The 14,930-nt window shown below is 41.7% G+C and carries 14 protein-coding genes; 8 read left to right on the top strand and 6 right to left on the bottom strand.

Going from position 1 to position 14,930, the window contains the following annotated elements:
- Positions 1-4 precede the first annotated feature (4 nt).
- Positions 5-1,885, bottom strand: coding sequence for a beta-glucoside-specific PTS transporter subunit IIABC (locus QFX10_RS03750; protein ID WP_280606876.1), 1,881 nt, complete (start codon positions 1,883-1,885; stop codon positions 5-7).
- 179 nt (positions 1,886-2,064) lie between these two features.
- Between QFX10_RS03750 and QFX10_RS03745 the strand changes: the two genes are divergently transcribed.
- Positions 2,065-2,760: a GntR family transcriptional regulator gene (locus QFX10_RS03745; protein ID WP_280606875.1), complete on the top strand. Its 696-nt coding sequence runs from the start codon at positions 2,065-2,067 to the stop codon at positions 2,758-2,760.
- Between the two features lie 38 nt (positions 2,761-2,798).
- Here QFX10_RS03745 and QFX10_RS03740 read toward each other — a convergent pair whose 3' ends face one another.
- Complete coding sequence (locus QFX10_RS03740; RefSeq protein ID WP_280606874.1) at positions 2,799-3,887, bottom strand: DHHA1 domain-containing protein; 1,089 nt, start codon at positions 3,885-3,887, stop codon at positions 2,799-2,801.
- Between the two features lie 142 nt (positions 3,888-4,029).
- On the opposite strand from QFX10_RS03740, the gene QFX10_RS03735 reads away from it, so the two are divergent.
- Positions 4,030-4,698 carry a histidine phosphatase family protein gene (locus QFX10_RS03735; protein WP_280606873.1) on the top strand — a complete coding sequence of 223 codons (669 nt, stop codon included), beginning with the start codon at positions 4,030-4,032 and terminating at the stop codon, positions 4,696-4,698.
- 47 nt (positions 4,699-4,745) lie between these two features.
- Here QFX10_RS03735 and QFX10_RS03730 read toward each other — a convergent pair whose 3' ends face one another.
- Positions 4,746-6,026, bottom strand: a complete 1,281-nt coding sequence (locus tag QFX10_RS03730; RefSeq protein ID WP_280606872.1) for an NCS2 family permease — start codon at positions 6,024-6,026, stop codon at positions 4,746-4,748.
- A 229-nt stretch (positions 6,027-6,255) separates the two neighbouring features.
- On the opposite strand from QFX10_RS03730, the gene QFX10_RS03725 reads away from it, so the two are divergent.
- The 3 genes from QFX10_RS03725 (at position 6,256) to QFX10_RS03715 (ending at position 10,024) form a co-directional block, all read left to right on the top strand.
- The gene (locus QFX10_RS03725) at positions 6,256-7,134 is read left to right on the top strand and encodes an NADPH-dependent FMN reductase (protein WP_280606871.1); all 879 of its coding nucleotides are present in this window, start codon (positions 6,256-6,258) and stop codon (positions 7,132-7,134) included.
- Positions 7,134-8,105 (top strand): FAD:protein FMN transferase, encoded by a 972-nt coding sequence (locus tag QFX10_RS03720; RefSeq protein ID WP_280606870.1) that lies wholly within the window; start codon positions 7,134-7,136, stop codon positions 8,103-8,105. The genes QFX10_RS03725 and QFX10_RS03720 overlap by 1 nt, the downstream gene beginning before the upstream one ends.
- A gap of 155 nt (positions 8,106-8,260) precedes the next feature.
- Entirely contained in the window at positions 8,261-10,024 is a 1,764-nt protein-coding gene (locus QFX10_RS03715; protein WP_280607227.1) for an IS1182 family transposase, read from the top strand.
- Here the strand turns inward: QFX10_RS03715 and QFX10_RS03710 are convergent.
- From QFX10_RS03710 to rpmH, 3 genes are all read right to left on the bottom strand, one after another.
- Entirely contained in the window at positions 9,921-10,754 is an 834-nt protein-coding gene (locus QFX10_RS03710; RefSeq protein ID WP_280606869.1) for a YidC/Oxa1 family membrane protein insertase, read from the bottom strand. The two genes, QFX10_RS03715 and QFX10_RS03710, sit on opposite strands and share 104 nt — an antisense overlap.
- Positions 10,755-10,769: 15 nt before the next feature.
- Positions 10,770-11,123, bottom strand: a complete 354-nt coding sequence (rnpA, locus tag QFX10_RS03705) for a ribonuclease P protein component (RefSeq protein WP_280606868.1) — start codon at positions 11,121-11,123, stop codon at positions 10,770-10,772.
- Between the two features lie 65 nt (positions 11,124-11,188).
- The gene (gene rpmH / locus QFX10_RS03700) at positions 11,189-11,323 is read right to left on the bottom strand and encodes a 50S ribosomal protein L34 (RefSeq protein WP_003701411.1); all 135 of its coding nucleotides are present in this window, start codon (positions 11,321-11,323) and stop codon (positions 11,189-11,191) included.
- 507 nt (positions 11,324-11,830) lie between these two features.
- Between rpmH and dnaA the strand changes: the two genes are divergently transcribed.
- The 3 genes from dnaA (at position 11,831) to yaaA (ending at position 14,930) form a co-directional block, all read left to right on the top strand.
- Positions 11,831-13,171, top strand: coding sequence for a chromosomal replication initiator protein DnaA (gene dnaA, locus QFX10_RS03695; protein ID WP_280606867.1), 1,341 nt, complete (start codon positions 11,831-11,833; stop codon positions 13,169-13,171).
- A 172-nt stretch (positions 13,172-13,343) separates the two neighbouring features.
- Positions 13,344-14,477: a DNA polymerase III subunit beta gene (dnaN, locus tag QFX10_RS03690; protein ID WP_280606866.1), complete on the top strand. Its 1,134-nt coding sequence runs from the start codon at positions 13,344-13,346 to the stop codon at positions 14,475-14,477.
- 225 nt (positions 14,478-14,702) lie between these two features.
- The gene (gene yaaA / locus QFX10_RS03685) at positions 14,703-14,930 is read left to right on the top strand and encodes a S4 domain-containing protein YaaA (RefSeq protein WP_280606865.1); all 228 of its coding nucleotides are present in this window, start codon (positions 14,703-14,705) and stop codon (positions 14,928-14,930) included.

Below are 14,930 nucleotides of genomic sequence, written 5' to 3'. Positions count from 1 at the left end.
TCATTTAATTGATCTGAAAGATCACTGTCTCGTTTACGATCTGTTGATGTTCATTTTCTGGAACTACTTGCGTGTAATCGGCACTATTCGTGACGATGACTGGAGTGATCAAAGAAAGACCAGCTTTTTTGATCGCATCACGGTCAAATTCCATTAAGAGCTCCCCTTTTTTAAAGGTCTGACCTTCACTGACATGGTACGTAAATGGTGCTCCATTTAGTTCAACGGTCTCTAGACCGACATGGATCAAAAGCTCGATCCCGTTTTTAGCCTGAAGCCCTAAAGCGTGCTTTGAGCTAGTCTCCATGATAACTTGACCATCAAAAGGTGCATAGATCTTATTATCACTTGGCATGATCGCGATCCCTTCACCCATCGCCCCACTTGCAAAAACAGCGTCAGGTACTTCACTTAAAGGTAAAACTTCACCTTCTAATGGTGTCGTCACTTTAACATTTTTTGTCAAAGCAACTGCTGGTTTATCAGCAACATCAGCGGCTAATTTTTCATCTTTTGCTTCATCTTCGCCAAAACCAAAGATCAAAGTCAATAAAACAGCTGTTACGATCGCAACGCCTAGACCGATCAAAAGACCAATAAAGGACAGAGGCATCTTTTCATTGATCGCATTGACACTAGTCAAAATGCTTGGGAGACCAGCATACGCAAAGTAAAAAGGTTTGAAGAAACTTGCAACGACTGCCCCAAGACCACCTGCGATACAGCCATAGATAAAGGGACGTTTGAAGCGTAACGTTACCCCGTAGATCGCTGGTTCGGTGATCCCAAAGAGCCCCGTGATAAAGGCTGAAAGCGAGATGTTTTTAAGTTCTTTACTGTTAGCTTTCAAAAAGACGCCTAGCGTTGCAGCTACTTGTGCGGTAACGGCGATCGTTTGGAAAGCTTGGAAACTATCGCGTCCGTACATATCAAAGTTGGCCATTACCACAGGCGTGATGCCCCAATGGACGCCAAAGATGACAAAGATCTGCCAAAAACCCCCGATGATCAAAGCAGCTAAAGGTGGCGCTACTTCGACTAACCAGTTGTATCCGTTTGCAATTCCTGCCGCAAAAACAGCTGAAGCCGGCCCTAATACAAGTAAAGTAACTGGCACCATGATCACTAGACAAAAAAGCGGGGTCAAAAGTTGCTTAACGACTCCTGGTAAACGTTTTTCGACAAAACGTTCTAAATAAGATAAGAGCCACACTAAGATCAGCGGTGGTAAGACCGAAGACGTGTATGTCGTTTGGGAAAGAGGTAATGAGAACAGTTCAACTGTCTTCCCACTTGCGACTTGTTGCGTCAATTCCGTCAAACTAGGCGAAACTAGAGCGGCACAACACGCTAAAGCGATATACACATTGGTCTTGAAATGCTTGGAAGCCGTAACTGCAATGAATAAAGGCAAGAACGTAAAAGGCGCCCAAGAGATCAAGTCAAAGACTTGATAAGTCCCCGTTGTTGCAAAAGCTGGAAAAGCTAATTTACTCAAGATCAACAAGCCTTGTAAGATCCCAGCAGCAGCTAAAATATAGATAAATGGGGCAAAGACGGCTGACATCGTTGCAATAACGCGATTGACGATGCTCTTATCTTCGACTTCGACTTTGGCCAATGAATCAAGATCAACAAGTTGCTTGAACTCATTGAAAACATCAACGACATGTGGCCCGATCACGACCTGAAATTGCCCACCTTTTTCGACGACTGTGATCACCCCTGGCAATTCACTGATCTTCTCTTTAGCATCTGCCGGTGTCTTAGTCAAGACTAGCCGCAAACGCGTAGCGCAATGCCCCGCACTACTGATATTTTCTTGACCGATGATCGTGACGATCTCTTGCGCTAGCTTTTTATAATCTCTAACTTTTTCAGCCATTTATTGACCTCCTTTGTAACCGTTTTATTTATTGTATATTTATATAATAATTGTGAATTCACAATTTGTCAAGAAAAGGCTTTCAAATTTTCTCAGGAAATATTTCACGGTGCTAGTTGGCTTTAGAAATATGATATAATCAAGAAAAATTATTCTGATCCTAAAGTGAGGTGACCTATTTGCTCAAATACGATGAAGTCGCAACTAAGATGGAAGCTCAGATCATCGCAGATGGCTTGACGCAAGGGGATAAATTGCCGAAATTGACTGAATTGATGGCAAAATACGCTGTCAGTAAAAGTACGATCGTCAAAGCCCTTGCCAAACTAGAACAGCGCGGATTGATCTATCAGATCCAAGGAAGTGGGGTTTTTGTTCGACGCCCCAAACTTGATGAACATATCAATTTGATCAATAATAATGGTTTTACAGCCGACATGGTCAAACATAAGATGACTGCTAAAGTGCTCTCGCTAAAAAAGATCGCCCCGCCAAAAGACATGATCAAGTATTTCAACGGCGACGTTAAAGAAGTCTACGAAGTCAAACGGATCCGCTATTTAGATGATCAGATCTTGTGCTTAGAAGAATCTTACTTCAAAACTTCCGTAGTTTCTTTTTTAAATGAGCAGATCGCCCAAGGTTCAATCTTCAACTACGTCCGTGAACTAGGGATCGCGATCGGTTTTTCTGATAAATATCTTAATGTGATCGAATTATCTAAAAAAGAGGCAAAACTTTTAGAATTACCAGAAAAAGCGCCAGCCTTGACGATCGAAGAAACTTACTATCTGACCTCAGGTGAGGCATTTGATCACTCAAAAACGACTTATCATTTCAAAAATGCTAAGTTTTTCATCCAAAGTACAACGTAAAAAGGCCCTCAAGGAAAAAATACCTTGAGCGCCTTTTTTCATTTATCTTCAAATAAAGCGGCAAGTTTAGCTGCCATTTGGGGATCTAATTGATCAGCCAACGAAGCTTTTTCGCTTTGATTTTGTTTTTCGACATCGGCATTTAATTTAGCTTGTTGTTTGATGACTTCGATCACAGCTTGCTCGGCAACTTTTAAAGGTTCGATCTCTAAACGTCCTCCGGCTGAATCAGCATGCCCACCGCCACCAAAGTATTCAGCAGCAAATTTAGCAACATCTAGTTGCCCGTTTGAACGTAACGAGACACTATGACTATCGATCACCAAAGCTGCGTCGACATCAAAACGCTTTAATAAAGCGTGGGCGATCTCAGATTTATAATCACTAGCATACACGACGCCAAAACTGCGTCCGTCAAGTTCAAAGGTCTCAACATTTTTTAAATGTTTATCTAAATAGCGTTGACGTCGTCCATTTAACGTGCTGATCAAAAGTTCATTTTGAGCGCGATAGTTTTCCCAGCCAGTTGCAAAGACACTTTCCACAAAACTCTTGGATTTGCTCAATGGGTAAAACCAAAAGAGCTGATTCAGTTCGTCAGCGGCTGTGCGTTCTTCTTGGGTCATCAAAGGATCTTTTTGCCAATCCCACGTATCGTACGCACGGATCAACTCGACTAACTCTGCAACTTGAGCTTGTTTTTGCGTGGGGATCTGCTCAAACCCAGGCCGTTTGGTCAGCCAATCGTAAACTAAACTGACTGCACTTGGATTTTTGCTCTCATCTAAGGGCATCACACAGTTTGTTTGATAAGCTTGGCGCAACTTTTCTTCACTTTCATGATGATCAAAGATCAACCAGTGGTTTGCAAAGCGCTGTTCCAACTGTTGAAATGAATATTCACTATCTGGCGTCATATCCATGATATAGACATCGGTAAAACGCCCTAAGTCAGGTTGTTTGAACCAATAGGCTAATTCACGATCTAAGTTTCCGGCTGAACAAGTCGTCAGATCAAATTCAACATCTTTAAAAAGATATGGTGCCAGCGTTTCAAATAAAACAGGGGCTCCAAAACCATCGAGATCGTTATGCGAAAAAAGCTTGATATGTCGTGTCTTTTTCAAATTTCTTATCCCTTCTAAAATTACGCTCATTTTCTACTAATAATAATTATACCCATAACGTTTAGAGAAAAGCTAGTCTTTCAAAAGCGCTGAGCTCCATGTTATCATCTTATTAATTAGCAAGACAAGATGAGGTATGAAAATGACATTTACACTTTATATGGTCCGTCACGGGCAAACGTTACTCAATAGTTATAACCGTCTTCAAGGTTGGTGTGATTCACCTTTGACAACAAAAGGACTCAATGACGCTCAAAGTGCTGGAAAACATTTAGCCCAGATCAAGTTCGATCATGCTTTTCATTCTGACACGACGCGGGCAACTCGCACATGTCAATTTATTTTAGCTCAAAACAAACACTCAAGCACACTCGTCCCCCAAGAACTCAAGTATTTCCGCGAACAAAGCTTTGGCTATTTCGAAGGAAATGATGCTGCACAAACTTGGCTCATGGTCGGAGCTTTGCACGGTTGCCGAACTTATAACGATATTTTAGAAAAATATGGTCTGGGGATGACCCGCGACTTACTGCATGAGACTGATCCGTTCAAAGATGCCGAAGATGATGCAAAATACTGGGCGCGCTTAGACGCTGGCTTTGACTATTTGCGGACCCATATCCCAGAGGGAGAAAATGTCTTACTTGTCAGCCACAGTATTACGATCAGAAGCATCGTCGATCGCTTCGCAAAAGATCTCGGTGCTGATCGCTTAGGTCCTAAAAACGGAGCAGTAACAAAATTGATCGTTTCTAAAGACGATGTCAAAGTCAAATACTATAACCACTACCTCGATAACGAAACATATTAAAAAATACTTTGCCCCCAAAAGTTTGAATTTTTGGGGGCAAAGTATTTTTAGAGAAGAACAGCTTCACAGATCAATTGTAAAATAAATAAGAGACTTAGCCCCCATAAAAGAGGGGACACTTCTTGAGCCCGAGCTGAGGCTACTTTGACTAACGGATAAGCTGCAAATCCAAACGCTAATCCAAGGGAGATCGAACCTGATAAAGGGATCAAGACAACGATCAAAAACGCAGGAAACCACGTCGAAAAATCAGCGATGTTCAATTCTTTCAACTGTTGGATCATCAAAGCTCCAGTAATAATGATCACTGGCGCGATCGCTTCTTGAGGTACATAACGTAACAAAGGAATAAAGAAAAGCGCCATTAAAAAGAGTACCCCACTGACAAAAGACATCAGCCCAGTCTTACCTCCAGACTCGATCCCGGTTGCACTTTCAGCAGCCGCGACAGTTGGACTTGTCCCTAAAAAACCAGAACAAAAAGTCGCTAAGGCACTTGCTTCAAAAGTTCGCTTAAATTTTTGCGGAGCAGGTAAAAGCCCCTCTAAGATCCCCATCGATTCAAAGATCAAGATCATCGCCATCGAAAAAACAGCTAATAAAAATTTCAAAGTAAATAAACTGCTAAAGTCAGCGTGAAACAAAAGCGCGCGATATTTACTGATATCACTAAAGCTTACTTCAGGTGGAGCTTGGAGCCCAATATTTAAACAGACTCCTATTGCACTTGTCACGATGATCCCTAACATAAAGCTTCCAGGAACTTGGCGTAAATATAAAACCAAAGTCAACGCCAGTCCAAATAAAGCTAACAGCGTTTCTGGTGCAGCTAAGTTACCTGGGGCAAGTAACGAACGACTACCACCTTGTGCAATCAAATGCGCCTTTTCTAAGCCAAGCGTCACTAAAAACAATCCGATCCCCGCCGTGATCCCGATCTTTAATTCGGGCGGGATCGCCTGAGATAACAACTCACTGACACGACTAAAAGAAACTAACAGGTAGATCACACTACTAAAGATCGAGATCGCTAAAGCCTGTTGCCACGTCAAATGCATCGAAACGACTAACGTGTAGGTGAAAAAAGCATTGACGCCCATTCCTGGCGTGATCACGATCGGAGCATCAGCCCACACTGCCATGATCAAACAGCCTAACGCTGAAGCAAAGATCGTCGCAAAAATACTTAAGTTTGCTGGGATCTTCGCATCCGCTAAAATCAAAGGATTAACGATCAAAATATAAGAGATCGCAAAAAAACTCGTGATCCCAGCGATCACTTCAGTCCTTTTTTCTTCTTTCGTCAATGTTTTCAAAGTAGTTAACATTTTATCGATATCCTTTCATAATTTTTCGGCACGTTAGACTATTCTAACAAATATTTTCACCTACGAAAAGAAAGCCTCTCACAGTCCCTATTTCAAAACCACGCCCGATATCCTATAATTAAGTAAGTAGTTATCCACAAGATATCATTTATAAGTGGACAAGTATCCTAGCTTAAAATCATAGAAAGGTGTTGAACACAGACGTACATTGCCTGTGCGTCATTTCGCCATGAAATTCATCGCTATCGTTGGAACGAATGCATCACAATCTTACAACCGTAAATTACTCCAATTTATGAGCACACATTTTGCCACGAAAGCCTCGATCGAAGTCGTTGAGATCAAAGATATCCCGCTTTTTTGCGAAGACTACGCCCAAACTCCCCCTAGTGTCTTAGCGTTAGCTGAAAAGATCGAAGCAGCAGACGGTGTCATCTTTGGAACACCTGAATATGATCATGATATTCCTGCTGCGCTAAAATCCGTTATCGAATGGCTTTCCTGGAAAGTCCATCCTTTGACAAGGCGTCCTGTCATGATCGTCGGAGCTTCTTTAGGCAAGCTCGGGACGGTCCAAGCCCAAGAGAGCTTACGCCGGATCCTAGATTCGCCTGGACTTGGTTCATTTGTCTTACCTGGTTTTCAGTTTTTACTTGGTCAAGCCGAGAACGCTTTTGCTGAAAATGGTGAACTTCTTGATCAACGCACTGTTGCCTGGTTAGAACAGTGTTTTGACGGCTTTATGCGTTACACTAGTGCTTTAGAAGCACTGAAAAGTACCCCTGCCAAAAAGCCACTCAAAACACCAACGCCAACTAAAAGGTTGCTTCCCGCTGAAGATCCAGTTTTAAAAGTTTTAGATAATTTAGATAATGTTACTGGTGCTTCAGAAAGTGACGAACAAAGTTTTGAAGAAGCAAATGGGATCAGCTTTGTCTTACGCGAAGAACTAAACGAAACACCACAAGCCGTAACGAGTGCTTCCAAGACGCAAACAACAAAAAAGCCGGCCTTGATCTACACCGAAGATGCTTTGTCCAGTGCTTCGCAAACAGAAGAGATCATTGAAAAAGTACCTGATACGACGACGGGGGCGTCTGAAGGCTGATGACTACAAAGAAAACTGCTATCCACAAGCAATATCGTGGCTTGGGGACAAATATCCGTCTAACGGCCTTTGGGACGGCAACCGCGACCGATCTAGATGACGCCTACGCACTCGTGCAAATGTATGAAGATCGCTTGACAGTCAATCGTGAGCTCTCAGAATTGATGGAGGTCAACCATGCAGCCGGTAAACATCCCGTCGCTGTCAGTGAAGCGACTTTTGCTCTTACAAAATTAGCACTTTTGACGAGTCGCCAAAATTTTGGGTTCAATGCCTTGATCGGACCGCTCGTCAAACTATGGAAGATCGGTTTTTCAGATGCCCATGTCCCAGAATCAGCGCAGATCAAAGCGCGTTTAGCTCTTTGTGATCCAAAAAACGTCCTTTTAGACGAAGAAAACCTGACGATCTTCTTAAAACAAGCAGGTATGGAACTTGATCTAGGTGCGATCGCCAAAGGATATATCGCCGATCGGATCCAAGATCTCTTCAAAGCCAAAGGGATCGGTTCAGCGATGATCGATCTAGGTGGAAACCTCTTGCTAACAGGGCCAGCACCAAAGCACGCTGATCAGAAATGGCGGATCGGGATCCAAGATCCTTTTGCCAAGCGTGGGCACTCGATCCTCTCAGTCAAGATCGGGCCGTGTTCGGCTGTGACAAGTGGGATCTACGAACGGCAGTTACAAAGTGGTGGCAAAACTTATCACCATATCTTAGACCCCAAAACAGGTTATCCACATGAGAATAACTTAGTCAGTGTCACTGTCTTTACTAAACATTCTGTCATCGGCGAGATCGAAACGACACGACTCTTTTTCAATGACACTTTAACTGACTTAGAAAATTACTCTTTTGACTCAGAAGAGATCTTTGGGGCCGTTTTAGTGACTAAAGACCGGCAGATCAAAGTTTTAGGGCTAAAACAAGCAGATCTCTATCTGCTCGACGAAACTTATACTTTGCTTTAAAAAAAACAAGAGGCTGTGACATAAGTCTACAAAATAAAGCTGGATGTATGGAAACCTTCGTGTTTCATATATCCAGCTTTTGAATTATAATCAAAGAAAAAAGGTAGCCACGCCCGGCTACCTCACAATTACCCTCGAAAGGATAACATAAAATGATACACAGTCATTATAACATTAATCAGACTATTTTGAACATCTCTTTAGAATATATTCCTGAAAAAAATCATCCAGCTCTCTACATCAATGAACTTGTTGAAAGTTTAGAACTCAAGTATAACTATCAATTTGGACGCCCTCGTGAATATGATCTAGCTGCTATGCTAAAGCTCACTTTACTTGCTTATAGCTATGGTATCTTTAGTAGTCGAAAAATTGAGAGATTTGCTCGCGAAAATAAGCCTGCTGGTTGGTTGATCGCTGATCAAGTCCCTTCTTATCGAACTATTTGTCGTTTTCGGATCTCTGATGAGTTAGCTACCTTAACACAAGAGAGTTTAACTAAATTGACAGCTTTTCTAAAAAAACATAATCTGATTGATGACATTTCTTTCATTGACGGTACGAAGATCCTTGCGGATGCTAATAAGTATTCTTTTGTCTGGAAGAAAAATGTCGTTCGTTTTGATGAGCTCAATCGTCAAAAAGTTGTTGAACTTTTAGGCGAGCTCCACGAAGCTAAAGTTATCGGAAAGATCCCCAAAGGATCTGACCTGACTTTGGAAGCATTAGATGTAATAATTGCCAAGTTTGAAGATTATCTAGTTGCTTTAGATCAAAAAGTCGAAGAAACTAGACAAGTATCGCCGAACCCTGCGAAACAAGAACGTCGAAAATTAAAGGCAACCTACAAAAAACTATTAACGCGTAAAGAAAAAATGCAAAATCACCAAAAACAAAAAGACATCCTTAGAGAACGAAATAGTTACTCTAAAACTGACCATGATGCTACTTTTATGCGTGTAAAAGAAGATCCAATGTTAAACGGACAACTAAAACCTGCTTATAATCTTCAAATTGCTACTAGTAACCAGTTTATTACCGGGTATAAGTTATTTGCTAATCCAACTGATACAAGAACGCTTCCTACTTTTATTGACCATTTGAATGACAATGGCGTACTTGGTTCAACTATCGTTGCTGATGCTGGGTATGGTTCTGAGAGTAATTATCGTTTTTGTGACGATAATTACGGTGATCGCACCGTTTTGATCCCTTATGGGACAATGCTCAAAGAGAATAGTCGCAAATGGAAAACTGATGATCATAAAATCATGAATTGGTCTTATAATGAAAAAGATGACTATTATTTAGACCTTAACGGTGTTAGATTCAATTTTTCAAACTATTCTAAAAGAACTGATAAGTATGGATTTACTAGAGATTTTAAAGTATATACTGCTGAAAAATTTGATGATGATCATTTGATAGATCCCCGAGCCTTAACTAAAAGTGGACACGTAAGGAAGATCATGGTCAATAATGCCTGGGAATATTTTAAAGCACAACAACGAGCTTTACTTTCATCTTCTAATACTGGATCAATCTATGCACGGCGCAAAATTGATGTTGAACCTGTTTTTGGAAGATTGAAGGCTTCTTTGGGATTCAACCGATTCTCAGTTAGGGGGAGCGAAAGAGTCGAAAAGGAAATGGGCATTGTAGTTTTGGCAATGAATATCAACAAATTAGTCACAGTAGTGACCAAGATAAACAAAATACGTAAAGAAAAAGTATCTCAGAAATCAAATTTTCGATTTCTGAGATACTTTTCTCTTATAGAGACTACTTATGTCACAGCCTCTTGTTATGATACTACTATTTTTTCTTGCTCTTTAGAGCCTTGCGTTTTGATTTTTCGATCTTACGCTGGCGTGCTTTTTCAGCGCGCTTCTTTTCTTCGCGTTCTCGTTGTATCTTAAACGGATTATTGATCACGAGAGTTTGGACAACAGAAAAGGCGTTTGTGATCACCCAGTAAAGTGATAACGCAGCCGGCACATTCAAAGCGGTAAAGAAGATGATAAGTGGCATCCCATAAGTCATCATCGTCGTCATCGCATTTTGTTCTGGTTGAGATTTGACGCTCAACCATGAAGTTGCAAACGTGAATAAGGCTGCTAAGACTGGCAAGATGTAGTACGGATCTTTCCCACCTAGTTGCATCCATAAGAAATGCCCCGTTTTCAGGGTCTCTGAACGATAGATCGCTTGATACAACGCGATCAAGATCGGCATTTGCACTAGGAGTGGTAAACAACCTGCAACTGGATTGACACCAGCTTCAGCGTACAACTTCTGCTGTTCAGCCCGCATCTTTTGCATCGACTCAACGTCACGGCCAGGGTATTTAGCTTGGAGCTCTTTTAACTTCGGCTGTAACTCAGAAGTCTTGCGCATACTTCTCATCTGGTAGATCATCAAAGGCAAGATCACGATCCGCACGATGATCGTAAAGACGACGATCCCCCAACCGTAATTATGCCCAAAAATATTGCTTAAAGCTTCGATCGCTCGAATAAAGTTCCAAACGATATAGTGATCCCAGATCCCAGTACTTTGCGCCGTGACTGGATCAGTGCTACAGCCACTTAAGACGAGCATCACCGCTAAAACGCTAAGAATAACGGCCGATTTTTTGCCTTGCTTCAATTGTAGGTACCTCACTTAAATTTGGTCGTCATCTGACAAAACTTTTGCCAGACGTAAAACATGGATCAAGTTCTTCTTCGCATCGCTTGTCGAGATGTGGGTCGCATTCGGGCGCGCGATCACGATAAAATCACAATCGGGCTTCAACTGTGGCCTCAACTCAGTCAAACTTTGACGGATCCGACGTTTGACCCAGTTTCTTTCAACGGCATTACCGATCTTTTTACCAACAGAGATCCCGACCCGAAAATGCTTTTGCCCTGGCTTTTCGATCATGTAAACTACAAACATCCGATTAGCACATGACTTGCCTTGCGTAAAGACTTCTTGGAACTCCGCTTCTTTTTTGACGCGGTATGATTTTCGCATAATACATCTCCAAATGATTTGAAAAGTCTGCAAATACTAAAAAAGACCACTGACGGTCCAGTGGCCTATGCAGACAATACTTTTCTACCTTTACGGCGTCTACGTGCTAACACATTACGACCGTTGCTTGTACTCATGCGTTTACGGAAACCGTGGACGCGTTGGCGATGGCGTTTCTTAGGTTGGTAAGTTCTCTTCACAACAAAACACCTCCTTTTATACAATGTTACTTAATATCCTACAAAAAACGTAGCTTGATGTCAAGTTCAGACTTACTTATTAATACTATCATAGTCTGGCTAAAATTCAAAGACTTTTTAATAAGGTCGCTCTTTTTTTCTTCGCAAAACTATCCACATTTTATCCACTTTTTTCACTTGTGGTTGTCGATAAAAAATTTCGTTCCACAATGTAATCCCCAACTTTGTGCACAAATCACAGGCTGTTCATTAATGTGTGTGGATTTGTGCGTAACCCCTTGTGAATAACAACTGAAACCTTTGATATGTATAGCGTTTAAGCAGGATGTCTTTTCTGTGCATAACTGAGTAAAATCTTTTAAATAACTCGTTTTATGCACAGCTTGTGGAAAAGTATATCAACACCCTGTGATTTATTTTTGAATTTTTTCCACTGATCTGTGGAAAACCATTTTCTTTAATGCTACAATAAATGCAGACAACATAGAAAGGGAGGTGTTCGTTTCTGTGCTTGACCTGGAAACTTTATGGCAATACATCCGTGATACTTTCAAGCAAGATTTCTCACCGATCACATTTAAAACATGGATCGAGACTGCGCACCCAGTTCATTTCACCGACAACACATTAGTCGTTGAAGTTGCGTCGCCACTCCACCGTGATTATTGGAAACAAAGTATCATTCCTGAGATCTCAGCTAAACTTTCTGAGATGCTTGCAACCACGATCACGATCGTGGCGATCACACCGGACGAACAAGATCCGCTCGAAAAGACACCGGAAAAACCTAGTGTTCAAGTGAGTTCACCAGCGCTACCGCGTAAAAATAGCCCGTTAAACGATAAGTATACTTTTGAATCTTTTGTCGTTGGCAAAGGCAATCAGTTAGCCCACGCAGCCGCGTTAGCTGTGGCTGAAGAACCTGGTCTTTTTTACAATCCCCTCTTCTTTTATGGAGGTGTTGGGCTCGGTAAGACACACTTGATGCATGCGATCGGTCATCAGATGCTCCAAAACAATCCTAATGCGCGGGTCAAATATGTGACGAGCGAATCATTTGCCAACGATTTTATCAATTCGATCAAATCAAAGCGCCAAGAAGAATTTCGCCAAGAATACCGCAACGTTGATCTGCTGTTAGTCGACGATATCCAATTTTTCTCAGATAAAGTCGGCACGCAAGAAGAATTTTTCCACACGTTCAACGCTTTATATGACGAAAAAAAACAGATCGTTCTTTCCTCTGATCGTTTACCAAATGAGATCCCTAAACTTCAACAGCGCTTAGTTTCGCGTTTCAAATGGGGCTTATCAGTGGATATCACTCCGCCAGATCTGGAAACTAGGATCGCGATCTTGCGCAATAAAGCCGAAGCTGAACTACTGAGTGTCCCAGATGACACATTAAGTTATATCGCTGGCCAGATCGATTCAAATATCCGCGAACTTGAAGGAGCTTTGATGCGCGTCCAAGCATATGCTAAGATGACTAAGCAACCGGTGACGACGAGCTTAGCGGCTGAAGCCTTGCAAAGTTTGAATGGACAAAAAGCTAAAAAAGAGCTCTCGATCGCCTTGATCCAAGATAAAGTCGCTAAGTATTATCACGTCTCCGTAGCAGATCTTAAAGGTAAAAAACGCGTCAAAACGATCGTTGTGCCCCGTCAGATCGCAATGTATCTCGCACGTGAATTGACTGATGCGTCTTTACCAAAGATCGGCAACGAATTTGGGGGCAAAGATCATACGACCGTGATCCACGCCCACGAAAAGATCGCTGAAGCACTGACGCAAGATGATGAGCTCAAAAAAGAAGTCGGTAAATTACGTGAATCTTTGAGTTCTTAACGTGGTGCTGTGGAAACTGTGTGGATAAACCACCCACTTTATCCACAGGTTATCCACAACCATTTTTCTTCACTAGCTGAGCCTTGACGGGGTTATCCCCATTATCAACAGGGCCTACTATTACTACTACATTATTATTAATATATATATTTAACAGGAGGCATGACTGCTAATGAAATTTTCTGTACATAGAGCAGCATTCATTCAGTATTTAAACGACGTTCAACGCGCGATCTCAGCTAAGACAGCCTTAGAGATTTTATCTGGGATCAAACTCGATCTGTCAGAAGATGGCTTGACCATGACTGGAAGCAACTCAGATATCTCGATCGAAACAGTAATCTCGATCGCTGATGAACAAGCTGCGCTAAATATTGAACAGACTGGGAGTGTAGTGTTACCAGCTCGCTTCTTTAATGAGATCGTAAAAAAATTGCCAGCAGAAACGATGACGCTTGAAGTCAATGAACGTTTCCAAGCTGCGATCACTTCGGGTTCAGCTGATTTCACGATCAATGGGGTCGATCCTGAAGCCTACCCACACTTACCTGAGATCGATTCGCGCGAACAATTGACGCTTTCAGGAGATATTTTGAAACAAGTTATCAACCAAACTGTGATCGCGGCTTCAAAACAAGAAACACGCCCGATCTTGACTGGGATCCATCTAGCGTTCAAAGAAGGCGAATTGTTAGCTGTTGCGACTGATTCCCACCGCTTGAGCCAACGTAAGCTCCAATTGACTGGAAAAAACGAAGCTGATCATGACATTATCGTTCCTGCGCAATCGATGAATGAATTAGCTAAGATGATCGGTGAAGAAAGCGAAGATATCGAGATCCAGATCGCTGAAAATCAGATCTTATTCATTTTAGGTAATACTTCTTTTTACTCGCGTCTGCTAGAAGGGAACTACCCTGATACGACACGTTTGATCCCGCAAACGGCAACAACGACTTTAGAAGTCAATGCTCCTGAATTTTTACGGGCGATCGAACGGGCTTCGTTACTTTCGCATGAAGGACGCAATAATGTCGTCAAATTGACGTTGACCAGTGATAAAGCAATGCTTTCTAGCAATTCTCCTGAGATCGGAAATGTTGAAGAAGAGTTGACTTTTACTGAATTGAAAGGTGATGACTTAGAGATCTCTTTTAATCCAGACTATATGAAAGATGCCTTACGTTCTTTTGGTCAAAGTGAAGTTTTATTAAGTTTTACGTTACCACTTCGCCCGTTTACGTTAGTGCCAAGCGAAGCTAACGGGGATTTTGTACAATTGATCACCCCAGTGCGGACAATCTGAGCTTAAAAAAGCAGAGCCAAGCCTCTGCTTTTTTTGTATCTTGAGTTAAATAGATCTTTCTGAGCTAATAAAAGAGTTTCTCAGGCGTTTTATCACAATTGAATGTTATCATACTGAACACAGATAAAATGGGCTCAGAACGCATTTTAACCGTTCGTTCGATTGTGTTTAGTTTTTAAAAAAGGTATAATTTATAAGTAACTATTAGGAAAGTGAGGCAATATTTTGGCAGAAGAGATCTATTTAAAGACCCCCTATATCACTTTAGGTCAGCTCCTAAAGATCGCCGATCTTGTTTCTTCTGGCGGTCAAGCAAAATGGTTCTTGCAAGAATATGGAGCCGATATTTTAGTTAATGGTGAACAAGATGCACGACGAGGACGGAAACTCTATCCTGGTGACAAGATCGTGATCAAAGACCACGGTGAGTATTTGATGAAAGTCGACCGCTAA

It is taken from the genome of Ligilactobacillus faecis, assembly GCF_029889745.1.
Lineage (GTDB): Bacteria > Bacillota > Bacilli > Lactobacillales > Lactobacillaceae > Ligilactobacillus > Ligilactobacillus faecis.
The sequence above is the reverse complement of the archived record's forward strand: the minus strand, read 5'-3'. Positions and strand labels throughout refer to the sequence as shown.

Coding starts and splice junctions, on each gene's coding strand:
- QFX10_RS03750 (WP_280606876.1), bottom strand. CDS start 1,885: ATGGCTGAAAAAGTTAGAGATTATAAAAAGCTAGCGCAAGAGATCGTC.
- QFX10_RS03735 (WP_280606873.1), top strand. CDS start 4,030: ATGACATTTACACTTTATATGGTCCGTCACGGGCAAACGTTACTCAAT.
- QFX10_RS03730 (WP_280606872.1), bottom strand. CDS start 6,026: ATGTTAACTACTTTGAAAACATTGACGAAAGAAGAAAAAAGGACTGAA.
- QFX10_RS03725 (WP_280606871.1), top strand. CDS start 6,256: ATGAAATTCATCGCTATCGTTGGAACGAATGCATCACAATCTTACAAC.
- QFX10_RS03720 (WP_280606870.1), top strand. CDS start 7,134: ATGACTACAAAGAAAACTGCTATCCACAAGCAATATCGTGGCTTGGGG.
- rnpA (WP_280606868.1), bottom strand. CDS start 11,123: ATGCGAAAATCATACCGCGTCAAAAAAGAAGCGGAGTTCCAAGAAGTC.
- dnaN (WP_280606866.1), top strand. CDS start 13,344: ATGAAATTTTCTGTACATAGAGCAGCATTCATTCAGTATTTAAACGAC.